At 69.1% G+C, this 24,735-nt stretch carries 18 protein-coding genes; 8 read left to right on the forward strand and 10 right to left on the reverse strand.

The features are described 5' to 3' along the window. Positions 1-28: 28 nt before the first annotated feature. Both ABH940_RS04985 and ABH940_RS04990 read right to left on the reverse strand, forming a co-directional pair. Positions 29-865, reverse strand: coding sequence for a hypothetical protein (locus ABH940_RS04985; RefSeq protein ID WP_370061214.1), 837 nt, complete (start codon positions 863-865; stop codon positions 29-31). A 98-nt stretch (positions 866-963) separates the two neighbouring features. Beyond that, the gene (locus tag ABH940_RS04990) at positions 964-1,248 is read right to left on the reverse strand and encodes a hypothetical protein (RefSeq protein ID WP_370061212.1); all 285 of its coding nucleotides are present in this window, start codon (positions 1,246-1,248) and stop codon (positions 964-966) included. 237 nt (positions 1,249-1,485) lie between these two features. Here ABH940_RS04990 and ABH940_RS04995 point away from each other — a divergent pair, with 237 nt between their 5' ends. From ABH940_RS04995 to ABH940_RS05025, 7 genes are all read left to right on the forward strand, one after another. Then, positions 1,486-3,228, forward strand: coding sequence for an ABC transporter family substrate-binding protein (locus tag ABH940_RS04995; protein WP_370061210.1), 1,743 nt, complete (start codon positions 1,486-1,488; stop codon positions 3,226-3,228). Positions 3,229-3,586: 358 nt separating this feature from the next. Further along, complete coding sequence (gene typA / locus ABH940_RS05000; RefSeq protein ID WP_370061208.1) at positions 3,587-5,491, forward strand: translational GTPase TypA; 1,905 nt, start codon at positions 3,587-3,589, stop codon at positions 5,489-5,491. A gap of 443 nt (positions 5,492-5,934) precedes the next feature. Next, the gene (locus tag ABH940_RS05005; RefSeq protein ID WP_370061206.1) at positions 5,935-7,581 is read left to right on the forward strand and encodes an ABC transporter substrate-binding protein; all 1,647 of its coding nucleotides are present in this window, start codon (positions 5,935-5,937) and stop codon (positions 7,579-7,581) included. Positions 7,582-7,677: 96 nt separating this feature from the next. Beyond that, positions 7,678-8,601 (forward strand): ABC transporter permease, encoded by a 924-nt coding sequence (locus tag ABH940_RS05010; protein WP_370061204.1) that lies wholly within the window; start codon positions 7,678-7,680, stop codon positions 8,599-8,601. Further along, entirely contained in the window at positions 8,594-9,622 is a 1,029-nt protein-coding gene (locus ABH940_RS05015) for an ABC transporter permease (protein WP_370061202.1), read from the forward strand. Before ABH940_RS05010 ends, ABH940_RS05015 begins: the two co-directional genes overlap by 8 nt. Positions 9,623-9,641: 19 nt before the next feature. Continuing rightward, positions 9,642-10,700 carry an ABC transporter ATP-binding protein gene (locus ABH940_RS05020; protein ID WP_370061865.1) on the forward strand — a complete coding sequence of 353 codons (1,059 nt, stop codon included), beginning with the start codon at positions 9,642-9,644 and terminating at the stop codon, positions 10,698-10,700. After that, positions 10,693-11,796: an ABC transporter ATP-binding protein gene (locus ABH940_RS05025; RefSeq protein ID WP_370061199.1), complete on the forward strand. Its 1,104-nt coding sequence runs from the start codon at positions 10,693-10,695 to the stop codon at positions 11,794-11,796. The genes ABH940_RS05020 and ABH940_RS05025 overlap by 8 nt, the downstream gene beginning before the upstream one ends. Positions 11,797-12,033: 237 nt before the next feature. On the opposite strand, the gene ABH940_RS05030 is transcribed toward ABH940_RS05025, so the two are convergent. From ABH940_RS05030 to ABH940_RS05065, 8 genes are all read right to left on the reverse strand, one after another. Continuing rightward, on the reverse strand, positions 12,034-14,538 hold the full coding sequence (locus ABH940_RS05030) for a dipeptide ABC transporter ATP-binding protein (RefSeq protein WP_370061863.1): 2,505 nt from the start codon (positions 14,536-14,538) through the stop codon (positions 12,034-12,036). Next, entirely contained in the window at positions 14,507-15,427 is a 921-nt protein-coding gene (locus ABH940_RS05035) for an ABC transporter permease (RefSeq protein ID WP_370061197.1), read from the reverse strand. Before ABH940_RS05035 ends, ABH940_RS05030 begins: the two co-directional genes overlap by 32 nt. 3 nt (positions 15,428-15,430) lie before the next feature. Next, positions 15,431-16,378: an ABC transporter permease gene (locus tag ABH940_RS05040; RefSeq protein ID WP_370061195.1), complete on the reverse strand. Its 948-nt coding sequence runs from the start codon at positions 16,376-16,378 to the stop codon at positions 15,431-15,433. Positions 16,379-16,543: 165 nt separating this feature from the next. Then, a complete protein-coding gene (locus tag ABH940_RS05045) occupies positions 16,544-18,424 on the reverse strand; it encodes an ABC transporter substrate-binding protein (protein WP_370061192.1) in 1,881 nt (626 codons plus the stop codon). Positions 18,425-18,939: 515 nt separating this feature from the next. Next, positions 18,940-21,357, reverse strand: a complete 2,418-nt coding sequence (locus tag ABH940_RS05050) for a hypothetical protein (RefSeq protein ID WP_370061190.1) — start codon at positions 21,355-21,357, stop codon at positions 18,940-18,942. 147 nt (positions 21,358-21,504) lie between these two features. Continuing rightward, positions 21,505-22,044 (reverse strand): DUF6113 family protein, encoded by a 540-nt coding sequence (locus ABH940_RS05055; protein ID WP_370104441.1) that lies wholly within the window; start codon positions 22,042-22,044, stop codon positions 21,505-21,507. After that, on the reverse strand, positions 22,041-22,955 hold the full coding sequence (gene mshB / locus ABH940_RS05060) for an N-acetyl-1-D-myo-inositol-2-amino-2-deoxy-alpha-D-glucopyranoside deacetylase (RefSeq protein ID WP_370061186.1): 915 nt from the start codon (positions 22,953-22,955) through the stop codon (positions 22,041-22,043). The genes ABH940_RS05055 and mshB overlap by 4 nt, the downstream gene beginning before the upstream one ends. A 74-nt stretch (positions 22,956-23,029) precedes the next feature. Continuing rightward, positions 23,030-23,224: a hypothetical protein gene (locus ABH940_RS05065; RefSeq protein WP_196192814.1), complete on the reverse strand. Its 195-nt coding sequence runs from the start codon at positions 23,222-23,224 to the stop codon at positions 23,030-23,032. Positions 23,225-23,746: 522 nt separating this feature from the next. On the opposite strand from ABH940_RS05065, the gene ABH940_RS05070 reads away from it, so the two are divergent. Continuing rightward, a complete protein-coding gene (locus ABH940_RS05070) occupies positions 23,747-24,733 on the forward strand; it encodes an ABC transporter ATP-binding protein (RefSeq protein ID WP_370104443.1) in 987 nt (328 codons plus the stop codon). Positions 24,734-24,735 lie beyond the last annotated feature (2 nt).

Consider the following 24,735-nt stretch of genomic DNA (forward strand, 5'->3'; position numbering starts at 1 on the left):
TTCGGGATCTCAGTCTTCGGGATCTCGGTCAGAAGAAGCGGGGATCGGTGAACGCGCCGCTGGCCAGCAGGTACACGTACAGGTCCGCGACGCCCACGCTGATCAGCGAGGCCCAGGCGAGCTGCATGTGACGGGCGTTCAGCTTGCCGACCCAGGTCCACAGCCGGTAGCGCACGGGGTGCTTGGAGAAGTGCCGCAGGCGTCCGCCGACGATGTGCCGGCAGGAGTGGCAGGAGGCCGTGTACGCCCAGATCAGCACGATGTTGGCGAGCAGCACCAGCGTGCCGAGGCCCATGTGGCCCCAGTGCCCCTGGGCGTCACGGAACCCGAGCACCGCGTCGTAGGTCAGGATCCCGGCGACCACGATCGCGAAGTAGAAGAAGTAGCGGTGGATGTTCTGCAGGATCAGCGGGAACTTCGTCTCACCGCTGTACTTCGCGTGCGGCTCGGCCACCGCGCAGGCCGGCGGCGAGTTCCAGAACGAGCGGTAGTAGGCCTTGCGGTAGTAGTAGCAGGTGAGCCGGAAGCCCAGCGGGAAGATCAGCACGATCAGCGCCGGCGACAGCCGCCACCAGCTCCCGAACAGCGCCCAGTCCGCGCCGCCGTTCATGGCCGGGCAGTTGGCGGCCAGGCAGGGGGAGTAGAACGGCGAGACGTAGGGAGCGGCGTAGGCGGTGTGCACGCCGAAGAACGCCCGCCAGGTCGAGTAGCCGATGAACGCCAGCAGACCCAGGGCCGTCGCCAGCTGCGGAACCCACCAGCGGTCGATCCGCAGATGCCGTTGCTCGATCGTCGCGCGCCCAGGGGAGTGGACCCCCCGGCCGGCTTTATCGGCGGCCTCGGGGGGCCTGATCTCCGTGGTCACTGCTCTTCTACGTCCTCTCCTGGGCGGCGGCTGCCTGACGGCAGGCTGCGGTGGGGCTCCGGTGCCGGGGTGGCGTCGGCCGGGCCGGTCGGCCGGGGTCAGCGGCGGTGGCCGCCGATGCCCTCGTCCTCCGCGTCCCACCACATGGCCGGGTCGTACGGGGTGTCGGAGACCTCGACCGGACGGAGCTCCTGCCTGCTCGGGCACGGCGACGGGAGGCAGGCGCGCAGCTGCGCCAGTGCCTGCCGGGTCGCGTCCACGGCGCGGTCCAGTTCGTCCAGGCGCCGGTGCGCCTCCGTGAGCGCGACCGGTCCGGTGGCGCCTGCGCTGTCGGTTCCGGTGGTGCCAGTGGTTCCGGTCGTGCCGGTGATGTCCGAGGGCATGCCTGTGCTCCCTCCGCGCGATGGAAGATCGATTCCTGATGTCGTGTCAGGAATGCGCGCAAGCGAGTGTGGCCCTCATCACCGTCAGTTGGAAAGGCCTGGTTCACGATTGGCGGATTAGGTGATCCGGCTGCGCGCCCCCGGGCGGCGCAATCCGCTGCCCCGATCGAGTGGCTCGCGCGGTGTTTTCCGACGTGTCGTCAGTCATCGTGGGGCCAACGGCTCTTGAGTGGGGCCGTGGTGTACCGCAATCGGCTCTTCCCCGCTTCCTCCGTGCCGCACCGCGAGACCGTCGCCGCCGTCCTGGCCGCGGCCGTCGCTGTCGCGGTGGCGGCCTGCTCAGGCGGCGCGCAGTCCGTCCGCGCCGACGACCTGATCCGTGCCGACCGCGCCTCCGTCAGCGACGGCGGCTCCCTGCGCTGGGCGGTGGACGCCGTCCCGTCCACTCTCAACGTGTTCCAGTCCGACGCGAACGCCACCAGCCAACTGGTCGCGAGCGCGGTCCTGCCGACCCTGTTCACGGTCGACGCGCAGGGGAAGGCGAACACCGACCCCGACTACCTGGTCTCGGCCGACCAGACCGTCACCTCGCCGCAGACCGTCGTCTACCGGCTCAACCCCAAGGCGGTCTGGAGTGACGGCAAGCACCTCGGCCTCGCCGACTTCGTCGGCCAGTGGCAGGCGCTGAGCGGACGCGACCCCGCGTTCGCGGCGGCCGGGACCGCCCGCACCGACGGCTACGACAGCATCGCCTCGGTCACCGCGGGCGGAGCGCCGGACTCGGTCAAGGTCGTCTTCGCCAAGCCCTACGCGCCCTGGCGGAGCCTGTTCACCCCTCTCTACCCGGCCGCGGCGACGGCCACCCCGCAGAGCTTCAGCCAGAGCCAGCGCACCGCGCTCACCGCCGACGCGGGCCCGTTCACCTTCAAGAACGAGAACACGCAGGCTCTCACCGTCGTCCGCAACCCGCACTGGTGGGGCGACCGGGCCAAGCTCGACGCCGTCGCCTTCACCGTCGTCGCCCCGGACACCGCCGCGTCCGCACTCGCCGCGCACCGGGTCGACATCGCCGACCTCAGTCAGGCCGCCGACGACACCGGCTACTCGCCCGAGGCGACCTCCGGCACCCAGATCCTCCGCGCCGCCGGTCCCGACGACCTCCAGCTCGCCTTCAACGGAGCCAACGGACTGCTCGCCGACCCCGACGTGCGCCGCGCCGTCGCGGACGCGATCGACCGGCAGGCGATCGCGAACGCGGTCCTCAAGCCGCTGCGGCTGCCCGCCGTCCCGCTCGGCAATCACCTGCTCCTCGCCGACCAGCCCGGCTACCAGGACGACGCCGCGGCGCTCGGAGCGGGCGCGGACGCGGCGACGAAGCTGCTGGACGCGGCGGGCTGGAAGCTGGCCCCCCACGGTGACGCGGCCAACGCCGCGGCGTCGCCCGTCCGGGCCAAGGACACCCGCACGCTGAGCCTGACCCTGCTCACCCGCGCCGGTTCGGCCCGGGATGCGACGATCGCCCGGCTGCTTGCGTCCCAGCTGGGACAGATCGGGATCACCCTGACCACGAAGCCCGTTCCGGCGTCGGCCTTCTTTACCCAGCACGTCGCCTCCGGAGACTTCGACCTGGCCCTGGTGACCTGGCCGGCCTCCCGCTTCCCGATCGCGGACGAGTCCGCGCTCTACGAGAAGCCCCAGGTCAACCCGGACGGCTCGCTCAACGTGGGCCAGAACCTGTCCGGCACGGGCACCGACGAGATCGACGGCCTACTGAGTAAGGCGGTGGCCAGCACGGACACGGCGGACGCCACCCGGCTGGCCAACGAGGCGGACATCCGCATCTGGCAGGCGGCGCCGTCCGTCCCCCTCTTCCAGACCCCGGAACTGGTCGGCACCCGTCTCAACCTCGTCAACATCGGTGCGTTCGGCCTTGCCAGCCCGAGGTGGCAGGACATCGGCTACCAGGGGCAGCCGCACTAGCCTTCGGCACGGACGCTCATTTTTCGGCAGACGGGCAAGCTCCACCATCAGGGGCGCGGGGAACTGCGCGAGAGGCCACTGACATGCGGATGGCCCTGCGCGTTCGGGGTTCTACCCGCGTGGGTGGCCTGTCGCGCAGTTCCCCGCGCCCCTGGGTTGTGCAATTTCCGCTGCGCTCGACCGTGCAGCGAGAGGGCTCTTCATCGGGCGTTCGCCAGCCAGCGCGCGAGCGTCAGCGCGCAACCACGTACCATAGGACAAAGCCGTGGCATGTTCAGATGCCCGGTGGGTGGACCGGCGGCACGGAGCGTGCTCGGCGGGTGCCACGCCCAGTCGATTCGGGAGAACTGTACTCCGTATGCCCACGCGCAATGACATCCGGAACGTCGCCATCGTCGCGCACGTCGACCACGGCAAGACCACGCTGGTCGACGCGATGCTGAAGCAGGCCGGCGCCTTCGCCGCCCACCAGCATCTGGACGACCGCATGATGGACTCCAACGACCTGGAGCGCGAGAAGGGCATCACCATTCTCGCGAAGAACACCGCGGTCAAGTACCACCCCAAGGGTGGTGGCGACCCGATCACGATCAACATCATCGACACCCCCGGCCACGCCGACTTCGGTGGCGAGGTGGAGCGCGGTCTGTCGATGGTCGACGCGGTCGTGCTCCTCGTGGACGCCTCCGAGGGCCCCCTGCCGCAGACCCGCTTCGTGCTGCGCAAGGCGCTGCAGGCCAAGCTGCCGGTCATCCTCTGCATCAACAAGACCGACCGTCCGGACTCCCGGATCGACGAGGTCGTCAACGAGGCCTACGACCTCTTCCTCGACCTGGACGCGGACGAGGAGCAGATCGAGTTCCCGATCGTCTACGCCTGCGCGCGTGACGGCATCGCCTCGCTGACCAAGCCGGAGGACGGCACCGTCCCGGCCGACAGCGACAGCCTGGAGCCGTTCTTCTCCACCATTCTGGAGTCCGTCCCGGCCCCGACCTACGACGAGGACGCGCCGCTCCAGGCCCACGTCACCAACCTGGACGCCGACAACTTCCTCGGCCGTATCGCTCTGCTCCGCGTCGAGCAGGGCTACCTGAAGAAGGGCCAGACCGTCGCGTGGATCAAGCGCGACGGCACGATCCAGAACGTCCGCATCAGCGAGCTGCTGATGACCGAGGCGCTCACCCGCAAGCCGGCCGAACAGGCCGGTCCGGGCGACATCTGCGCCGTCTCCGGCATCGGCGACATCATGATCGGCGAGACCCTGGCCGACCCGGAGAACCCGATCGCGCTGCCGCTGATCACGGTCGACGAGCCGGCCATCTCGATGACCATCGGTACCAACACCTCGCCGCTGGTCGGCAAGGGCGGCACCGGCAAGGGCGCGGACGCCAAGTCCGCGGCCAAGGTGGACCGCAAGGTCACCGCCCGTCAGGTCAAGGACCGCCTGGACCGCGAGCTGATCGGTAACGTCTCGCTCCGCGTCCTGGAGACCGAGCGTCCGGACGCCTGGGAGGTGCAGGGTCGTGGCGAGCTGGCGCTGGCCATCCTCATCGAGACCATGCGTCGCGAGGGCTTCGAGCTGACCGTCGGCAAGCCGCAGGTCGTCACCCGCGAGGTCAACGGTAAGACCCACGAGCCGGTCGAGCGCCTGACGGTCGACGTGCCCGAGGAGCACATGGGCGCCGTCACCCAGCTCATGGGCGTCCGCAAGGGCCGGATGGACAACATGTCGAACCACGGCTCCGGCTGGGTCCGCATGGAGTTCGTCGTCCCGTCGCGTGGCCTGATCGGCTTCCGCACGGAGTTCCTCACCTCGACCCGCGGCACCGGTATCGCGCACTCGATCCACGAGGGCTACGAGCCCTGGTTCGGCGTGCTGACCACCCGTAACAACGGCTCCCTGGTCGCCGACCGCGCAGGTGCCGTCACCGCCTTCGCGATGACCAACCTGCAGGAGCGCGGCGTGCTCTTCACCGACCCCGGCACCGAGGTGTACGAGGGCATGATCGTCGGCGAGAACTCCCGCGCCGACGACATGGACGTGAACATCACCAAGGAGAAGAAGCTCACCAACATGCGGTCCTCGACCGCCGACGTGACCGAGTCGATCGTCCCGCCGCGCAAGCTCTCGCTGGAGCAGTCGCTGGAGTTCTGCCGCGAGGACGAGTGCATCGAGGTGACGCCGGAGTCGGTCCGCATCCGCAAGGTGATCCTGGACGCGCAGACCCGCGCCCGCACCCGCGGCCGCGCCGCCAAGGGCTGAGCCGTCGACAGTTGAGCCGCCAAGGCCCGAGCTGACAGCAGGACCGAGCCGCCGGAAGCACTGCTTCCGGCGGCTTTTCCGTGCCGTTCGGCTGTCACTCATTGTGATGACGGTCCGGCCGAGTGTCAGTGCCGGAGTGTACGAATATCGGTGTCAGTATTACTTCTGGCGGTGTTTCATGTCCGATTCGACAGCTGTTGCACCCACCTGGTGACGTCCAAGTTGCGAGACCCAGCTCACGGGCGTGTGATCAAACCGAAATGTCATTTGGTCATAACCATCGCCGACAGTGACGGATAGTAGAGACCACGACGCTCGGGTCACCCAGGCGGCGGCCGAACCCGGCCGCCGACTCGCGAGCTCAGGCAGCGCTGCCCAGGGGTGGGCGGCTGCTGCCACGAACGACGGCAACCAGCACGTCGCACGTCTGAGGAGGCACGTCCATGCGTGGAGCCACGCAAGCGAAGTTCGCCGCCGGGGCCATCGCCATCGCCCTGGCTGCCACGGCATGCAGCAGCAGCTCCGGCAGCTCCAGCGGGTCCAGCTCCGGCAGCAACGCCAGCGGCGTCGTGTCTGCGTGGTGGGGTGACCCCCAGAACCCGCTCGTCCCGACCGACACCAACGAGGTGAACGGCGGAGCGGTCCTGAACATGATCTTCGAGGGCCTGCAGCACTACAACCCGACCACGGGTGCCGCTGAGCTGGCCAACGCCCAGTCGATCACGACCACCGACCAGCAGCACTTCACCATCACGCTGAAGTCGGGCTGGAAGTTCAGCGACGGCACCCCGGTGACCGCCAGCTCCTACGTGGACGCCTGGAACTGGGGCGCGTACCTGCCGCACGCGCAGAACAACACCGACCCGTTCTTCACCTCCATCCAGGGCTACAGCGCCGTCCACCCGGCCACCGGCAGCCCGACCGCGACGACCATGTCCGGTCTGAAGGTCGTCAACGACACCACCTTCACCGTCGCGCTGACCCAGAAGTTCTCGCTGTGGCCGGACACCCTCGGCTACTCGGCCTTCTACCCGCTGCCGCAGTCGTTCTTCACGAACCCCACCGCGTGGGAGGCCAAGCCGGTCGGCAACGGCCCGTACGTCATCCAGTCCTGGACCAAGGGCACGGGCATGCAGTTGCGCCCGAACTCGCTCTACTCCGGCGCCTACAAGCCGAAGAACGGCGGCATCAACCTCAAGGTCTACACCGACCCGAACGCCGCCTACGCGGACCTGCAGGCGGGCAACCTGGACATCGACAACGGTCTGTCCAACACCGCACTGCAGACGGTCCAGTCCGACCTGAACGGCCGTTACCTCAACCAGCCGGCCGGCATCAACCAGACGATCTCCTTCCCGCTGAACCAGCCGCAGTGGAACACCGCAGGCGCCAAGCTGGTCCGTGAGGGCATCTCGATGGCCATCGACCGCCCGACCATCACCAAGGTGATCTTCCAGAACACCCGCACCCCGGCCACGGACTGGACCTCCCCGGTGCTCGGTGCCGCGGGCGGCTACAGCAGCACGCTCTGCGGTTCCGTCTGCACGTACAACCCGACCAAGGCCAAGCAGCTGATCCAGCAGGGCGGCGGCATCCCCGGCGGCCAGCTGACCATCAGCTACAACGCCGACGGCCCGCACAAGGAGTGGGTCGACGCGGTCTGCAACAGCATCAACAACGCGCTGGGCAACACCAACGCCTGTGTCGGCAAGCCGATCGGCACCTTCGCGGACTTCCGCAACCAGATCCAGAACAAGCAGATGACCTCCGCCTTCCGCACCGGCTGGCAGATGGACTACCCGCTGATTCAGGACTTCCTGCAGCCGCTCTTCTACACCAACGCGGCGTCGAACGACTCGCACTACAGCAACCCGCAGTTCGACAGCCTGGTCAACCAGGCCAACGCGGCCAGCAACAAGGCCACGGCCGTCTCGACCTTCCAGCAGGCCGAGAAGCTGCTGGTCACCGACCTGCCGTCGATCCCGCTGTGGTACCAGAACGGCACCGTCGGCTGGTCCTCGAACGTTTCGAACGTGATGCTCGACCCGTTCAGCGTCCCGGTCTACACGAACATCACCGTCAACAAGTAAGTCGTCGGTCCGCCGGCCGACCGCCGCGCGAGCCGGACGGCGGCCGGGAATCGACAGGATTCCCGGCCGCCGCCGCGACGAATCCCTGGAGGTTCCATGGGGCGCTACGTCATCCGACGACTGCTCCAGATGATCCCGGTGTTCATCGGGACAACGTTCATCATCTTCGCGATGGTGCACGCTCTCGGTGACCCGGTTGCCGCACTCTTCGGCGACAAGGCTCCCGACCCCGCCGTTGCCGCGCAGATCCGGCAGCAGCTCGGGCTCAACGATCCGCTCATCGTCCAGTACGGCCACTACATGAAGGGGATCTTCACCGGGGATCTCGGGACCACCTTCAGCGGTCAGGCCGTCACGGACCTGTTGAAGATCGCCTACCCGACCACCCTGAAGCTCGCCCTGGTGGCCTTCGTCTTCGAGGTGGTCATCGGCATCGGACTCGGCGTCATCAGCGGCATCCGCCGCGGCCACCTCGCCGACACCGGCGTGATGGTGATGACGCTGATCGTCATCTCGATCCCGACCTTCGTGATCGGTTACGTGCTGCAGTACCTGTTCGGAGTGAAGTGGGGCATCGCTGACGCGACCGTGCCGGAGGGTGCGCCCATCCAGTCACTGCTCCTACCGGGCTTCGTGCTCGCCTCGGTCTCCCTCGCCTACGTAGCCCGCCTGACCCGCACCACCATCGCGGAGAACAGCAAGGCCGACTACGTGCGCACGGCCGTCGCCAAGGGCCTGCCGCGCCGCCGGGTGGTCACCCACCACCTGCTGCGCAACTCGCTGATCCCGGTCATCACCTTCCTCGGCACCGACCTCGGCGCCCTGATGGGTGGCGCGCTGGTCACCGAGCGCATCTTCAACATCCACGGCGTGGGCTACTACCTGTACCAGGGCATCCTGCGTCAGAACACGCCGACCGTCGTCGGCTTCGTGACCGTCCTGGTGATCGTCTTCCTCCTCGCCAACCTGCTCGTCGACCTGCTCTACGCGGTCCTGGACCCGAGGATCCGTTATGCCTGACCACCAGCCGGACAAGCCGAACGGCGTCCCCGACGACGCGAACACCGAGCTGTCCAGTGCCTTCGCCCAGACCCCCACCCTGGGTGCCATGGAGGTGGAGGACATGCTCGAGAAGGAAGACCTCACCCACGCGCCGGAGCAGTCCAGCGAGTCGGTGGGCGTCACCGACCGCGAGGTGCCCCGCAGCCTGTGGCAGGACGCCTGGCGTGAGCTGCGACGCAACCCGATCTTCATCATCTCGGGCATCCTGATCATCTTCCTGGTCGTCGTCGCGATCTTCCCGGGTCTGTTCGACTCGACCAGCCCGCTCCAGTGCGACCTGTCGAAGTCCCAGCAGGGGCCGACCTCCGGACACCCCTTCGGCTTCGACACGCAGGGCTGCGACGTGTACGCGCGCACCATCTACGGCGCCCGCGCGTCCATCACCGTCGGCGTCTTCGCCACCCTCGGTACCGCGCTGCTCGGCACGCTCCTGGGCGGCCTGGCCGGCTTCTTCGGCGGCTGGCTGGACGCGGTCGTCTCCCGCATCGCGGACATCTTCTTCGGCATCCCGATCCTGCTCGGCGGCCTGGTCTTCCTCTCGGTCATCCCGAGCCGATCGGTCTGGATCGTTGTCGCGTTCATCGTGGTGCTGGGCTGGCCGCAGCTCGCGCGTATCGCCCGTGGCGCGGTGATCACCGCCCGGCAGCAGGACTACGTCACCGCGGCGCGGGCCCTCGGAGCGGGCAACGTGCGGCTGATGCTGCGTCACATCCTGCCGAACTCCCTGGCGCCGATCATCGTCGTGGCGACGATCGCCCTTGGCACGTACATCTCGTTGGAGGCGACGCTCTCCTACCTGGGTGTGGGTCTGAAGCCGCCGACCGTCTCGTGGGGCATCGACATCTCGGCCGCCGCGGACACCTTCCGCAACGCGCCGCACATGCTGCTCTTCCCGGCCGGTGCGCTCTGCATCACCATCCTGGCGTTCATCATGCTCGGCGACGCGGTCCGCGACGCTCTCGACCCCAAGCTGCGCTGAGAGAGGCGGAACCGTGAGTATTCATGCAACCGAAGTCACCGCCACCAGCGGGCGCGGCCGCACCGCAGACAGCGAGGACGCCCCGCTGCTCCAAGTGAAGAACCTCCAGGTGGAGTTCCGCACCCGCGACGGTCTCGCCAAGGCCGTCAACGGCGTGAACTACAGCGTCCGCGCCGGTGAGACCCTCGCCATCCTGGGCGAGTCGGGCTCCGGCAAGTCGGTCTCCTCGCAGGCCGTCATGGGCATCCTGGACAGCCCGCCCGGCTTCGTCACCGGCGGCGAGATCCTCTTCAAGGGCCAGGACCTGCTCAAGCTCTCGAAGGAGCAGCGCCGCAAGATCCGTGGCACCCAGATGGCCATGATCTTCCAGGACGCGCTCTCCTCGCTGAACCCGGTGCACACCGTGGGGACGCAGCTTGCCGAGATGTTCCGGGTCCACCGCGGCACCTCCAGGGGCGACGCCAAGAAGAAGGCCGTCGAGCTGATGGAGCGCGTCGGCATCCCCGCCGCCAGGGAGCGGGTCAACCAGTACCCGCACCAGTTCTCCGGGGGTATGCGCCAGCGCATCATGATCGCCATGGCGCTGGCCCTGGAGCCGGACCTGATCATCGCCGACGAGCCCACCACCGCCCTGGACGTCACCGTCCAGGCCCAGGTGATGGAGCTGCTCGCCGATCTCCAGCGCGAGTACAACATGGGCCTGATCCTGATCACCCACGACCTCGGCGTGGTCGCCGACGTCGCGGACAAGATCGCGGTCATGTACGCCGGGCGGATCGTCGAGACCGCCCCGGTGCACGAGCTCTACAAGCGCCCGGCCCACCCCTACACCCGCGGTCTGCTGGACTCGATCCCGCGCCTGGACCAGAAGGGCCAGGAGCTCTACGCGATCAAGGGCCTGCCGCCCAACCTGCTGCGCATCCCCTCCGGTTGTGCGTTCAACCCGCGCTGCCCGATGGCCCAGGAGATCTGCCGCTCGGAGATCCCGCCGCTGCACGCGGTGACCGAGGCCGACGGCACGCCGCTCGAGGGCCGTGGCAGCGCCTGCCACTTCTGGAAGGAGACCATCCATGGCTGAGGCGCAGGAGGCAGCCGAGGTCGCAGCCATCGAGGCCGTGCTGGACAAGCAGGTCGACCGGGGTGAGCCGCTTCTCCAGGTCCGCGACCTGGAGAAGCACTTCCCGCTGACCCAGGGCATCCTGATCAAGAAGCAGGTCGGCGCGGTCAAGGCCGTCGACGGCGTCTCCTTCGACCTGCACCAGGGCGAGACCCTGGGCATTGTCGGCGAGTCCGGCTGCGGCAAGTCGACGCTGGCCAAGGTGCTGATGAGCCTGGAGCCGGCCACCGGCGGCCAGGTGCTGTACAAGGGCGAGGACATCTCCAAGGTCTCCGGCCGGGCGCTCAAGGCGATCCGCCGGAACATCCAGATGGTCTTCCAGGACCCGTACACCTCGCTCAACCCGCGTATGACGGTCGGCGACATCATCGGCGAGCCCTTCGAGATCCACCCCGAGGTGGCTCCCAAGGGCGACCGCCGCAAGGCCGTCCAGGACCTGTTGGACGTCGTCGGCCTCAACCCGGAGTACATCAACCGGTACCCGCACCAGTTCTCCGGCGGTCAGCGCCAGCGCATCGGCATCGCGCGCGGCCTGGCGCTCAAGCCCGAGGTCATCATCTGTGACGAGCCCGTCTCGGCGCTGGACGTCTCGGTGCAGGCGCAGGTGATCAACCTGCTGGAGCAGCTGCAGCAGGAGTTCAACCTCTCCTACATGTTCATCGCCCACGACCTGTCGATCGTGCGTCACATCTCCGACCGCGTCGGCGTGATGTACCTCGGCAAGATGGTCGAGATCGGCACGGACGAGCAGATCTACGAGCACCCGACTCACCCGTACACCCAGGCGCTGCTCTCCGCCGTGCCGGTGCCCAACCCGGAGGGTCGCGAGGGCCGCGAGCGGATCATCCTGCAGGGCGACATCCCCTCCCCGGCCAACCCGCCGTCCGGCTGCCGCTTCCGCACGCGCTGCTTCAAGGCGCAGGAGAAGTGCGCGGTCGAGGTCCCGCTGCTGGCGATCCCCGAGGTCTTCCGCGGCAAGGACACCCCGGCGGCGCACGAGTCCGCGTGCCACTTCGCCGAGGACATCGACGTGGTCGGTACGGCGGGAGCGGAGTAACGTTCGGCGCTGAACACACGCGCGAGAAAGGGCCGCCCTTCGGGGCGGCCCTTTCACATGGCTCATGGGCGGGTTCGGCAGGTGAAACGTTCCGCCGTACGCGGCTACCGCTTGGTGACGGCGAAGAGGACGAAGCCGTAGCCGGTCCGGACGTCCGTTTCTGCTCGGAAAGCCGAGGGCCCGTCCGGTCGAGGTCGACCGGACGGGCCCTGTGCTACAGCTAGACCTGACGCAGCGTCACTCCGCCGTGCCGGCAGGCGTGGCGACGGTCACCGGAGTGTCCGAGACCGGCGTCTGCAGCGGGAAGTGGCAGGCGGCGGCGTGGCCGTCGCCGAAGAGGCGCATCGCCGGCTCCTCGACCGCGCAGCGGTCCTGGGCGAGGGGGCAGCGGGTGCGGAAGCGGCAGCCGGACGGCGGGGCGACCGGGCTGGGCAGCTCGCCCTTGATGCCGCCGCCGCGCTTGGCCCGCTCGACCTCCGGCACGGGGACCGGGATGGCCTCCAGCAGACCGGCGGTGTACGGGTGCGCCGCACGCTCGTAGATGTCCTGGCCGGAGCCGACCTCGACCATCTTGCCGAGGTACATCACGCCGATCCGGTCGGCGAGGTACTTGACCACCGCCAGGTCGTGCGAGATGACCACGTAGGACAGGTCGTGCGAGGCCTGCAGACGCTTCATCAGGTTGAGCACCTGGGCACGGATCGAGACGTCGAGCGCGGAGACCGGCTCGTCGGCGACGATCACCTTCGGGTGCAGCGCCAGAGCGCGGGCCAGGCCGATGCGCTGACGCTGACCGCCGGAGAACTCGTGCGGGAAACGCTCCAGCGCCGACTTGGGCAGACCGACCTCGTCCAGCAGCTCGCTGACCCGGGCCAGCTGCTCCTGCGCGCTGCCGATGCCCTGGATCTGCAGCGGCTCACGCAGGATCGCGCTGACGCGCATACGCGGGTCGAGCGAGGCGTACGGGTCCTGGAACATCATCTGCAGGTCGCGGCGGTGGCGGCGCAGCTCCTTGCCGCGCAGCGAGCCGACCTCGGTGCCGTCCAGGGTCACCTTGCCGGAGTTGGGCTTCTCCAGACCGACGATCATGCGGCCCAGCGTGGTCTTGCCACAGCCGGACTCGCCGACCAGACCGAAGGTCTCGCCGTAGCCGAGCGACAGCGAGACGCCGGAAACGGCGTGCACGACGGCCTTGTTGCGGCTGAACGCGCCCCCGCCGACCGGGAACTCCTTGACCAGGTCGACGACTTCGAGCAACGGACGCGAGGCCTTGGCCGCCGGAGCGGCCTTCGGCTCCTCGCGCGGTGTGGCGATGGTGGCGGCCACGGCCCCGGCCTCGGCGGCCTCGACCACGGCGGTGGCCTTGGCGACCACCGCGGCCTCCGCCTCCGACTCCGCCTCGGCGTCGGCCTCGGTCTTCGCCTCGTCCCTCGCGTCGCTCTTGGTCTCGGCCTCGTCGGCGGTCTCCGACGTCTCGGCCTCGGCCTCAGCGGTGGCGTCCGAGGCCTCGGCCTCGCCGTCCTCACCATTCTCGGCGGACTCGGCCGGCTCAGCGGACTCGGTGTCCGCGGCGGGCTCGGCCTCGTCGGTGGCCTTGGTCAGCTCGGTCTTCTCCGCCTTCTCCTCCGCCTCCGCGGCCACGGCCGCAGCCTCCTCCGCCGTGACCGGCGGCACGGCGAGGAGGTTCAGGTCGAGCGGGCCGGAGACCGGGTGGAAGCACGCGAAGACGTGGCCCTCCGGGCCCTTCAGCTCCGGGTCCTGGTCGCGGCACTGGTCGGTGACGTAGCGGCAGCGCGCGGCGAAGCGGCAGCCGGTCGGCGGGTTCGACAGGTCCGGCGGCAGGCCGGGCACGGTGAACAGCTTCTGCGTGTTGTCCTGGGCCAGGCGCGGGATGGAGGCCAGCAGACCCTGGGTGTAGGGGTGACGCATGCCGTCGAAGAGCTTGACCGTCTCGGTGCTCTCGACGATCCGGCCGGCGTACATGACGTTGATCCGGTCCGAGTGCCCGGCCACCACGCCCATGTCGTGGGTGACCAGGATGATCGCCATCCCCAGCCGCTCCTTGAGGTCGTTCAGGAGGGTCAGGATCTGGGCCTGGATGGTGACGTCGAGCGCGGTGGTCGGCTCGTCGGCGATCAGCACCTTGGGCTCGCACGCGAGCGCCATGGCGATCATCACGCGCTGACGCAGACCGCCGGAGAGCTGGTGCGGGTAGTCCTTCAGCCGCTCCTTGGGCTTGGGCAGACCGACCAGCCCGAGCACCTCGGCGGCGCGGTCCATCGCCTCGGCCTTGGTGACCTTGCGGTGCAGCAGCACCGGCTCGGCGACCTGGTAGCCGATCGTCTTGGTCGGGTCCAGGGAGCTCATCGGGTCCTGGAAGACCATGGCGATCTCGTTGCCGCGGATCTTGCGCAGCTCGCCGTCGGACAGGCCGACCAGCTCACGGCCGGCGAGCTGGACGGAGGAGTTGTTGACCAGACGACCGCCCGGGGGCAGCAGGCCCATCAGCGAGAGGCCGGTCATGGACTTGCCGCAGCCGGACTCGCCCACCAGGCCGAGGGTCTCCCCGGCCTCCAGGTGGAACGAGACGCCGTCCACGGCCTGCACGACGCCGCGGCTGATCTGGATGTGAGTGGTGAGGTCGTTGACCTCAAGGAGGTGAGCCATCGTGTTCCTCGATTTCGTCGCTGTCGTCTTTGCTGCGGCGGCGTCAGCGCTTGCGCAGGCGGACGTCGACGGCATCGCGAAGGCCGTCACCGATCAGGTTGAAGGCCATGACCACCAGCACCAGGGCGATGCCGACCGGGTAGACCTCCCACCAGTAACCGTTCAGCAGAGCGGTCTGGGCGTCGGAGATCTGCGAACCCCAGTCGGTGTTGGGGTACTGGATGCCGAAGCCGAGGAAGCCGAGGGCGGCCAGGGCGAGGATGGCGTCGGCGATCTGGAAGGTGATGTTGACGATCACCGTCCCCATCGCGTTGGGGATCAGGTGACGGAAGATCAGCCGGGTCCGGCTGCCACCCATGACGCGGGCCGCGGAGACGAAGTCGCGAACGCGGAGCGTGAGCGTCTCGCCGCGGACCAGACGGGCCGGGATCAGCCAGGAGAAGACACCGAGGATCAGGCTCAGGTTCCAGGTGTTGGAGCCGTAGCGGTGCGCGACGATCAGCACGACCAGCAGGAACGGGATGGCCAGCAGGATGTCGACGACACGCATCATCACCGCGTCGACGATGCCGCCGATCAGACCGGCCACGGCGCCCCACAGGGTGCCGATGACGGTGGCGATCAGGGCGGCCAGGAAGCCGATCTCGAGGGAGGTCTGACCGCCGAGCATCAGGCGGCCGAGGACGTCGAAGCCCCTGCTGTCGGTGCCGAGCGGCGCTCCGGAACCCGGGCCCTGGTCGGTGCTGAGCAGGTTGGTGTTGGTCTGGTCCGAGTGGTAGATCATCGGGCCCAGGAAGGCGAAAAGCACGAAGAAGATGAGGATCAGCATGCCGGCCACGGCCAGCTTGTTCTGCAGGAACTCACGCAGCGTCAGCTTCCAGCCGGACGCGGAGGGGGCGGCGCTGAGGTCGCCGGCATCGCTGGCACGCGGCTCAGCGGCGGGAGCGGTGGTCGTCTGAGTCATGTCTCACACCAACTTGATGCGCGGGTCGGAAACGGAGAGCAGGATGTCCGCGATCAGGTTCCCCACGACGGTGAGGATGGCCGTCAGCAGCGTGTATGCCATCAGGACGTTGTAGTCGTCGTTCTGCAGCGCGTTGATGAACATCAGGCCCAGGCCGTTGATGTTGAACGCGTACTCGATCAGCACGTTGCCGCCGATGACGATGGGCAGCGAGAGACCGATCAGCGTGATCATCGGCAGTGCCGAGTTGCGCACCAGGTGGCGCGTGTGGACCAGACGCTCCGGCAGACCCTTGGCGCGCGCGACCTTGATGTAGTCCTGCGCGAGCACGTCGAGGGCGGCGGACCGCTGGTAGCGCGAGAACGAGGCGACCTGGGTGATCGACAGCGAGACGATCGGCAGGATCAGGTCCTGCCACTGCCCGAGCGCACCGCTCAGCGACTGGTTCTGCGAGACGTTCGGGTCGACCCAGCCGAGGTTCAGGGCGAAGAGCTGGATCAGCAGCAGCGCCACCATGAAGGTGGGCATGGAGTAGAAGACGAACGCCAGCGTGGTGGCGGTGACGTCACCGGCGGTGTTGCGCTTGATGGCCTGGTAGATGCCGAGGGGCAGCGCGACCAGGATGGCGACCACGACGGAGGAGATCGACAGGAAGGCGCTCAGCGGCGTCTTCTCGGCGAACATCGAGTTCACCGTCTGGTTGTTCTTGTACGACCAGCCGAAGTCCCCGTGCAGCAGGTTGCTGATGTACGTCCAGAACTGGTCGTACCAGGGCCGGTCGAAGCCGTTCGCGTGGTTCCACGCCTTGATGGCCGTGGGGGTCGCCTTCTGGCCGAGGACGTCTGTGGCAGGTGACGGCGAGATGATGTGCAGCATCAGGAACGTCACCAGGGCGATGCCGAGGACGACGATGATCGCCGTGCCCAGGCGTCGGATGAGATAGCCCGCCATGTCCGGGGTCTCCTCCTCAGTAGTGGTTCGCGGGGGGAGGGGGGTGGGCCCCCTGCGAAATGTGCGGGGGCCGGGTACTGCTCAGCCCACTCGGCGCTCGGCAGGAGTGGGCTGGGCAAACGCCGGATGTCGGGGCGGCCGGGTGGGGCCGCCCCGACGGTCGGACTAGTTGGTGAAGTACATGTCCTCAGGGTTGAACATGTACTGCGTGGTGGCGCCGAAGGCGTCGGTGCTGCCGGAGACGTTCGGGGCCCAGGCCATGACCAGGTCCGGGACGGGCTGCCAGATGACCGGCTCCTGCGCGGAGACGTCCGTCAGCTCCTTCTGGATCGCCATCGGGTCGGCCGAGTTCATCGAGTTGTTGATGTCGGCGTCGACGGTCGGGTCGGAGAAGCCGCCCGCGTTGTACGAGCCACCCGTGTTGAGCAGGTTGTCCGTGCTCGGGTAGATGTTGTTGGTGTTGCCGCCGAAGTCGGCCATGCCCCAGCTGTTGTCGTTCTTCGGGCTGGAGACCGTGGACTCGTTCTGCAGCACGTTGTTGAACGTGTCGGGCTTCAGCGTGACGTTGATGCCGAGCGTCTTGAGGTTACCGGCGAACGCGGTGTCCTCCTTGCTCAGGGCGTCGGGCTGGGTGCTGTAGTACAGCGAGAAGTCGAGGTTCTGGCCCTTGGTGACGCCCGCGCCGCACTGGTTGGCGGCGGTGCCCGGGCTGGTGCAGGTGGTCTCGCCGTTCGGGACCACGGACCAGCCGTGCGAGGTCAGCAGCTGCTTGGCCTTGGTGGGCGAGAACGGGTACGGGTTGTTCAGCACGCTTGACGGGGCGTACGGCGACTTCGGCGCGGCCGGGACGGAGCCGTAGGCCGGGGCGCCGGCGCCGTCGAAGGCACCCTTGATCTCCGCGCTCTGGTCCTGCAGGTACGCGAAGGCCTGACGGATGTACAGCTGGGAGACGGCCTTGTCCCAGTTGTTGGTGGTGTTCTTGAAGTTGATGAAGATCTCGTTGTTGCCGAAGTCCGGCAGGCCGTAGACGTTGTACTTCTTCGCCTTCAGCTTGCTGGCCTGCGGCAGCACCGAGTAGTCGACCGGGCCCATGTCCAGCTTGCCGCTGAGCAGGTCGTTGAAGATCGCGGTGTACGAGGTGTACGCGAGCTCGTCGACCTCGGTGAAGTTCGGCTTGCCCTCACCGGTGTAGGCGGTGTTGGCCGCGAAGTCGGCCGCGCCGGTGGAGGTGTTGTAGCTCTTGATCTTGTACGCGCCGTCGACGACCTGCCACAGCGGGTTCGTGCCGTAGCTGGCGAGGTCCTTGGACTGCGAGGCCAGGAAGTCGTAGATCGCCTTGGCGTTGGCCGGCTTGCTCGGGTCCAGGATCGGGCCGTTGGCCGAGGACTTGGCCCAGGCGTGCTCCGGGAGCGGGATCAGCTGGGCGAAGTCCGTGGACAGGACGAAGTCCGGGTTGTAGGCCTTGTTGAAGGTGAAGGTCACCGTCTGCGCGTCCGGCGCGGACACCGAGGTGACGTTGTCCGGGAACTGACCCGGCGAGTAGTTGCCCGCGTTGGCAGGGTTCTCGCCGACCGCGGCCTTGTAGAGGTAGTAGAAGAACAGCACGTCCTGGGAGGTCAGCTTCTGACCGTCAGACCAGGTGTACTTGCCGTTCAGCTTGATGGTGAAGGTCTTGCCGTCGGCCGACACGGTGGGCTTGCCGTCGGTCATCGAGCGGGAGTAGTCCCAGTCCGGGGTGGAACCCTTCGGCGACCAGAACAGCGTCCGCCAGCTCAGGTACTGGAACTCGTACGCGGTGAACACCGAGGAGTTGGCGGCAGGGGTGACCGGGAAGATCCAGTTCGGGGCCCCACCGGGCGACTCGGCGTACGTGAAGGTGCCGCCGGCCTTGACGGAGGTGCTCGCCGCCGGGATCGACCCGTAGGAGTAGTCGGTCGCCAGCTTGGTGCCGCTGCTGCTTCCGCTGCTGCTGCACGCCGTGAGGGCCATGGCGCCGACCGCCACGAGGGCGGCTCCCTGCAGGACCCGAAGGTTCCTTCTGCTCATCTTCCCACTCCCTAGGAACAGTCAAGGTGACATAGCCGCTCGCAGATGTTCAGCCGAAACCACCATCAACGCAGCTTGACGCTCATCCTGATGGGCAATTGGTGCACCTGTCGACGGTAGACGGATCAAAGATTGATAACGCTATGAGCTGCGGTAATGCCCAATTTTGGCTATGGCCATTACCGTGCCACCCCGGAAGCGGGTGGCAGGCATCTCTGGAGAGAGCAGCGCACCTGGGGTCAAGCGTCCGATAATCGAACAGTATTGATGACGTAACGTCCATAACGGACAAAGGCCACCAGGCGAGGGCAAGACGTGATCGATCCGAAGAAAACTATCGGAGAAATTCAGCACACGGACGGCTCACTGCCGGGTAATTGTCGATTGCAAAAACCCGCGTAGACCGGTATTGCAATCCGCCGTTAGTCGGAGCATTCCCGGGCATGCGCGAGGCCCCGGACGCGCGCTCGGTGGCGCTTGTCCGGGGCCTCGGGTCGGGCCTTGCGGCCGGTGGCTCAGATGCTGGTCGAGGTGGCCCCGCCCGGCGAGCTGAGCAGGGACGTCAGTGCTGCGGCGACGGCCTCGGGGGTGACCGGCTGTCCGTTCTTGAGGTTGACGCCGACGAAGGCCGTGCCGTAGGCGTTGGCCAGCTCGGTCAGGTTGAACACCGGCGTGAACTGACCGGAGGCGTTGGGACGCAGGGTGAGCGCATGGCTGAACGTGTTCTTGCCGAAGAGCACCGGCGAGCCACCCGCAACCACCTTGAACGACTGCTTCATGGCCCAGGCCCCGAGCGTCTGCGCAGCCTGCTGCGCCGCCGCAGGGTCGCCGCTGGACGCTCCCGTGGTCGTCGGCAGGGCGACCACCTGGTCCGGGTGGCCCGCGGCCCGGCTCCGGAACGCCTGCTCGACCAGTGGGACAGCGGCGTTGACGTCCAGCGCGCTGCCGCTTGCCTTCGGCAGGGAGACCTCCACCTTGCCGCTGGACGAGAAGTGGACGTACGGCTGCGCGCCGACGGCGCCGGAACCGCCGAGCTGCTGCAGGGCGGAGCGCAGCTTGTCCTCGTCGATGACGACGACGGGGGCGACCGCCTTGCTGCCGCTCCAGATCGACTCGACCACGGTGACCGGGTTGTAGCTGTGCTGCGCCACGTTCTGTACGGTCGCACCGGTGTCGATGGTGAGGCCCGCGACGGAGGGGTTGAGCGTGGTGGCCCTGCCGCCGATCGTGACCTGGATCGGCTGTGCGGCCAGCTTGCCGAGGCTGCCGTCCAGCGCGGTGACCGCCTGGTCGCGGGTGTCGCCGCCGATCGACTGGCCGAGCACCGTGGTGCCCTTCGGCACGTCGGTCTGATTGAGCATCAGGCCCGCGCCGTAGGCCACGGCACCCAACACCACGACGGCGCCGATGCCGGTCCCGGCCAGCTTGCGGACCTTGCCGCCGCCGCGCTTCTTGGCGGGCGCGGCGGCCTTGGCGGAGGAGCCCGCCTTGGGTGACGCGGAGCCGGTGGCGGCACCGCCGGAGCCGTCCGCCGAGGGCTCCGGGCGCGGCGGCGCACCGGCGCCGCCCGTACCGCCCGCGAAGCCGTCGCCGGACGGACGGCCGCCCGCGTCGGTCACTGGACGGAAGGCCGGCATGGCCGCGGTCTGCTCGGCGGCACTCTGGCCGCCCGGGCCGCCCTGGGGGTTCTGGCCGGTCTGGCTGTTCTGTCCGCCGCGCTTCTGCTTGCGCTGCTTGGACGGCTTGGGCTGCGCGTCCGGCTGGGCCGGAGCGGGCGCACCCGGACCGACGGGGGGTGCCACCGCGCCGAAACCGGCGGGGGCCTGCGGGTCCGTCAGGCTGGGGAACTGCAGGGTCCGCGGGATCCCGCCTTCCGCGCCGCCGACGACGCCGGGGCGATCAGCTGACGGGCCGGCGCCTATCGGCCCGCTCATGGGGCCGGGCTCGCCGCCGATGCCGCTGCCGGTGCCGAAGCCCTGGGAGCCGCGCGGGCGCCCGGCGTTCGGGACCGGTCGGGGCGGAAGCGTCTGCGATCCCGTCGACGCCTGGGCGGGGCCCTGACCGGAACCCTGTCCCGGTCCTTGGCCCGGGCCCTGGGCCCACGGCGTGGAGGACTGCGTGTCGTAGCCCAGCGGCGACTGCTGTTGCAGATCCGCGGTCGGGAACTGCAGGGTGCGTGCGGGCTGCTGCGGCTGCTGCTTCCCCTTCGACGGCCGCTGGGGGAGTGGCTGCTCCCCGGTCTGCTGCGGGTTCGGCAGCGGGCCGGCCGGTGCGGTCGGCAGCGGGCCCTGCGCCGTGGTCTGCGAGGGGCTCTGCGTCTGCTGAGGCGGCGCCTGGAACTCCTGGGTCTGCCATGGCGGCGCGGGAGGCGCCGGCGGCCCGGACTGGGCGGGCGGCGCAGGCGCGGCCGGAGCAGCGGGCGGCGGAGGCGGGGAGGACTTCTTGCGCGGAGCGAACCACTCACTGGTGCTCTGCGACTGGCTGTCCTGGGCCGGTGCCGCCTGGTCCGGGGTGCGCCACTCGGCGGGGAGATCCGGCGGAGGCGCGGTGCCCTGGCCGGAGTCCATCACGCCGAGGACCGGCGAGCCGGAGCTGTCGGCGCGGTGTCGGCGCGGCACGGCCTGCTCGTCCGTGTCCTCCGCGCGGTGACGGCGCGGTGCGGGCTGCTCGCCCGTGTCCTCGCTGATCGGGCTGCGCACGACGACCGGCGGGATCGGGCGGGATCCCGGAATGTTGATCTTGATACGGGTGGTGAGCGTGGTTTCCGTGCGCGGTTCTTCGCCACTCGGCGCGGGCTGACCCGACCCGGCATGCCCCGGCTGGCCGGACTGCCCGGCCCCAGGAGTCTGGCCCGCTCGCGAGAACGGGTCGCCCGGCACGCCGTACGGAGGCGTGCCCGAAGGGTAGGAGTCGCCGCCCTGACGAGGCGACATCGGATTGTCAGATTCTCGACTCACTGCTGCTCCGGTTCGCGCCCCGCCGGCAGGGCGAGGGGCGGTTGTGGATCGTTGTTCCCCGCGTCCCGTGGGGCTGCGGTTGCGGTGTGTGGAACCGCGGTCTCCAGCGTTGCGGGGACCACCTTACTGGGAGCGGTCGTGGCGCGGTCCTGCCGGAGGGAGTGAGGTAAGAGGTGAGAGGGACGGACGTGCGATGCAGAGCACGGATCCGAGCAGGCCGAGGAAGAGCAGGGCCACTCCCGTCGCACTGCCGTCCAGGAGTTGACTGCCCACCGGTGTGGTGAGGCTGGCCAGCAGCAGCGTGACCAGCCACGTCAGCGTCGGCAGCGCCGCGCCCGTCTTCGTGCCCGTCAGAACGCTGCCGCCGTAGGTGAGTGCGAGCACTCCGGCCGCGCCGAGGACCAGACCGCCGCCGCTCCACAGGTCGACGATCAGCGCACCGGCCAGGCCGATGACGACGCCGAGCACGGCCAGGCCGACATAGCTGACCATCCGGGCGCCGCGACCGATCGGGTAGCGGCGCCCGGGCGGCAGCGAGGTACCGCTGCGCGGCGCGGGCACGCTCGGCTTGCCGGTCGCCCGGCCCCGGGCGGGCTGGCCCTTCCGTGCGTCCTTGCCGTCGTCGTCCCGGCCGTTGTTGTCAGGATTCTGAGGCCGGCTCACTCGGTCACCCCGGCGAAGAGGTCGAGCTCCCAGCCCGACGCGGCGTCACGCGGGCCCGCGTCGCCGCGGACCAGGCGGTAGTACTCGACCGCGGGCAGCGGCTGGCCCAGGTCGTTGGAGAGCGCGAAGAACGGTCCGTCGACCGAGATCTGGGTGGCGTGCGCGCGCATCGCGGCGGCCTTGGCCGCAGCAAAGGCGCTGCCGTCGACGGCGGCCGTCACCTCGGCGTCGTCGACCACGCCGGGGATGTCGTCGGCGGAGGCGATGCCGGGGAACGGCGACTCCTTGCCCGCGGCCCGCAGCGCGGCGAAGCCCGCCTCGACCACGGAACGCGGGATGACGTTCCAGTAGACCTTGGCGATGTGGTGCGGCGTGCCGAGCTCCGGCCGGAAGGCCGGGTCGGCGGCGAGCTCGGCGCCGCGCATGGCCACCCGGTGCGCCTGGATGTGGTCGGGGTGGCCGTAGCCGCCGTTGGGGTCGTAGGTGACCAGGACCTGGGGGCGGACCTCGCGGATCACCGGGACCAGCTCGGCCGCGGCCTCGTCCGGATCGGCCTGCCAGAACGCCTCGGGATGGCCGTTGCTGGCCACGCCCATCATCCCCGAGTCGCGCCAGCGGCCCGGCCCGCCGAGGAAGCGGTGGTCGGTGACGCCGAGCTCGCCCATCGCGTCGGCCAGCTCGGTGATCCGGTGCGGGCCGAGCGCGTCCTCGCGGTGCGCGGCGAGGTGGGCCAGCTCGTCGCCGATGACCTCGCCCTCCTCGCCGAGGGTGCAGGTGACCAGCGTGACGCCGACCCCCTCGGCGGCGTAGCGGGCCATCGTCGCGCCGTTGCCGATCGACTCGTCGTCGGGGTGGGCGTGGACGAGAAGCAGGCGCCGGTCGGCGCGAGCTGCCGAGGGTGAATCCGTCATGGGGTCAGCGTAGGCGGTGGCTCCGACAGCGACGGACACGGCACCGCCGCGCCACAGCGGGGGCCGAACCGGCCCTACAGCTTGAGGCCGGTCAGCATGCCCGCGACGCTGGTGGTCACGGTCTTGATCGACGGGGCGATCGAGCTGGACGCCAGATAGAAACCGAGCAGGGTGCAGGCGAAGGCGTGCCAGCCCTTCAGCCCGGAACGCCTCATCAGTACCACCACGATGATCAGCAACAGCACCGCTGCGGAAATGGGCAGAACCATCGCGTGTCACACCTCTCGGTCGTGCGGTTGAGGACGGCGGGGACTGCCGCCCCGTGCGACGAACGCACCCGGGTGTTACCCGTGGGGTGACGATCGAGTCACTTTCCGTCATCATGCAAGGCCGGTCGTGCCGATGCACGGCCCCGGCGCGCGGGTGGCGCGCGGACGCGGGGGCGGCGGACAGCCGTACGAGGGCCGAACGAGTGGCGGGTGGGTGTGCCGGGTTTGCGCGAAGAGCCCGCGCGTTCGTCCGCCTGTTCGGTGCGGCGCACGGTCCGGAGCGGCCTCGCACCCCCGCTGACGTCGTCGGACGCGGTTCCGGTGGGGGCTCACTGCGGCCGAACGAGCGAACCTGTCGTTCGTGCTCGACCGTTCGAACGACGCTGCGCCGAACGGTTGACGTGAGCGCGGGCGTCGCGGGCGTCCGGACCGGTGGTCACGGCAGCGACCGTGACATCCGTCATGGGCGGCAGAGGAGCGGAGACACTGACGTCGGCCCTCGGGATCGGCGAGTCTTCTTCCATGACAACTTCCACCGAGCAGTACACGGGGGCGGACCGGAAGGTCGCCGCGGGCTCCGACCGCGGTGGGCGCGCCGACGGGTCCGCCGAGGTCGCCGCGTTCCGCGGCGTCAGCAAGAGCTTCGGCAGCGTCCAGGCCGTCCGTGACAGTTCCTTCACGCTGCACCGCGGCGAGACCGTCGCCTTCCTCGGCCCGAACGGGGCCGGGAAGTCCACCAGCATCGACATGCTGCTGGGCCTCAAGGACCCGAGCGCCGGGCAGGTCAGCCTCTTCGGCGGCACGCCCCGCCAGGCGATCGTCGACGGCCGGGTCGGCGTCATGCTGCAGAGCGGCGGGCTGCTGCCCGAGGTGACCGTGCGTGAGCTGGTCACCTTCGCCTGCAAGGTCCACCCGCGCGGTTACGACGTCGACGCGGTGCTCACCACCGCGCAGATCCTGGACATCGCCGACCGCAAGGTCGACAAGCTCTCCGGCGGTCAGGAGCAGCGGGTCCGCTTCGCCCTTGCCACGGCGGGCGACAGCGACCTGATCGTCCTCGACGAGCCGACCACCGGCATGGACGTCACCGCCCGCCAGGCCTTCTGGTCGGTGATGAAGTCCCAGGCCGACGCCGGCCGGACCATCCTCTTCGCCACGCACTACCTGGAGGAGGCCGACGCGATCGCCGACCGCGTCCTGGTGATGCACAAGGGCCGCCTGATCGCCGACGGCACCGCCGCCGAGATCAAGGCCCGGGCCGGTCAGCGCCGGATCTCCTTCGACCTGCACCCGCAGGACGGCACCGCCGACACCTCCCTGCTCCACACCCTGCCGGGCGTCACCACGCTGGACCTCAGCGGCCAGACGGTCCGCATCTCCACCGCCGACGCCGATGCCACCATGGCCGCGGTCTACCGGGCCGGCTTCTACCCGCGCGGCCTGGAGGTCTCCGGGGTCGGCCTGGAGCAGGCGTTCATCACCATCACCGCAGCGGCCGAGGAGAACTGACG

Source organism: Streptacidiphilus sp. BW17 (assembly GCF_041262485.1).
Taxonomy (GTDB): Bacteria; Actinomycetota; Actinomycetes; order Streptomycetales; family Streptomycetaceae; genus Streptacidiphilus.

Bases quoted from the DNA above. Each gene is read 5' to 3' on its own strand.
- mshB (WP_370061186.1), bottom strand. From the start codon at position 22,955: ATGACGGATTCACCCTCGGCAGCTCGCGCCGACCGGCGCCTGCTTCTC.
- ABH940_RS05025 (WP_370061199.1), top strand. From the start codon at position 10,693: ATGGCTGAGGCGCAGGAGGCAGCCGAGGTCGCAGCCATCGAGGCCGTG.
- ABH940_RS05030 (WP_370061863.1), bottom strand. From the start codon at position 14,538: ATGCCGTCGACGTCCGCCTGCGCAAGCGCTGACGCCGCCGCAGCAAAG.
- ABH940_RS05070 (WP_370104443.1), top strand. From the start codon at position 23,747: ATGACAACTTCCACCGAGCAGTACACGGGGGCGGACCGGAAGGTCGCC.
- typA (WP_370061208.1), top strand. From the start codon at position 3,587: ATGCCCACGCGCAATGACATCCGGAACGTCGCCATCGTCGCGCACGTC.
- ABH940_RS05005 (WP_370061206.1), top strand. From the start codon at position 5,935: ATGCGTGGAGCCACGCAAGCGAAGTTCGCCGCCGGGGCCATCGCCATC.
- ABH940_RS04990 (WP_370061212.1), bottom strand. From the start codon at position 1,248: ATGCCCTCGGACATCACCGGCACGACCGGAACCACTGGCACCACCGGA.
- ABH940_RS05040 (WP_370061195.1), bottom strand. From the start codon at position 16,378: ATGGCGGGCTATCTCATCCGACGCCTGGGCACGGCGATCATCGTCGTC.
- ABH940_RS05045 (WP_370061192.1), bottom strand. From the start codon at position 18,424: ATGAGCAGAAGGAACCTTCGGGTCCTGCAGGGAGCCGCCCTCGTGGCG.
- ABH940_RS05050 (WP_370061190.1), bottom strand. From the start codon at position 21,357: ATGTCGCCTCGTCAGGGCGGCGACTCCTACCCTTCGGGCACGCCTCCG.
- ABH940_RS05010 (WP_370061204.1), top strand. From the start codon at position 7,678: ATGGGGCGCTACGTCATCCGACGACTGCTCCAGATGATCCCGGTGTTC.
- ABH940_RS05015 (WP_370061202.1), top strand. From the start codon at position 8,594: ATGCCTGACCACCAGCCGGACAAGCCGAACGGCGTCCCCGACGACGCG.
- ABH940_RS05065 (WP_196192814.1), bottom strand. From the start codon at position 23,224: ATGGTTCTGCCCATTTCCGCAGCGGTGCTGTTGCTGATCATCGTGGTG.
- ABH940_RS05035 (WP_370061197.1), bottom strand. From the start codon at position 15,427: ATGACTCAGACGACCACCGCTCCCGCCGCTGAGCCGCGTGCCAGCGAT.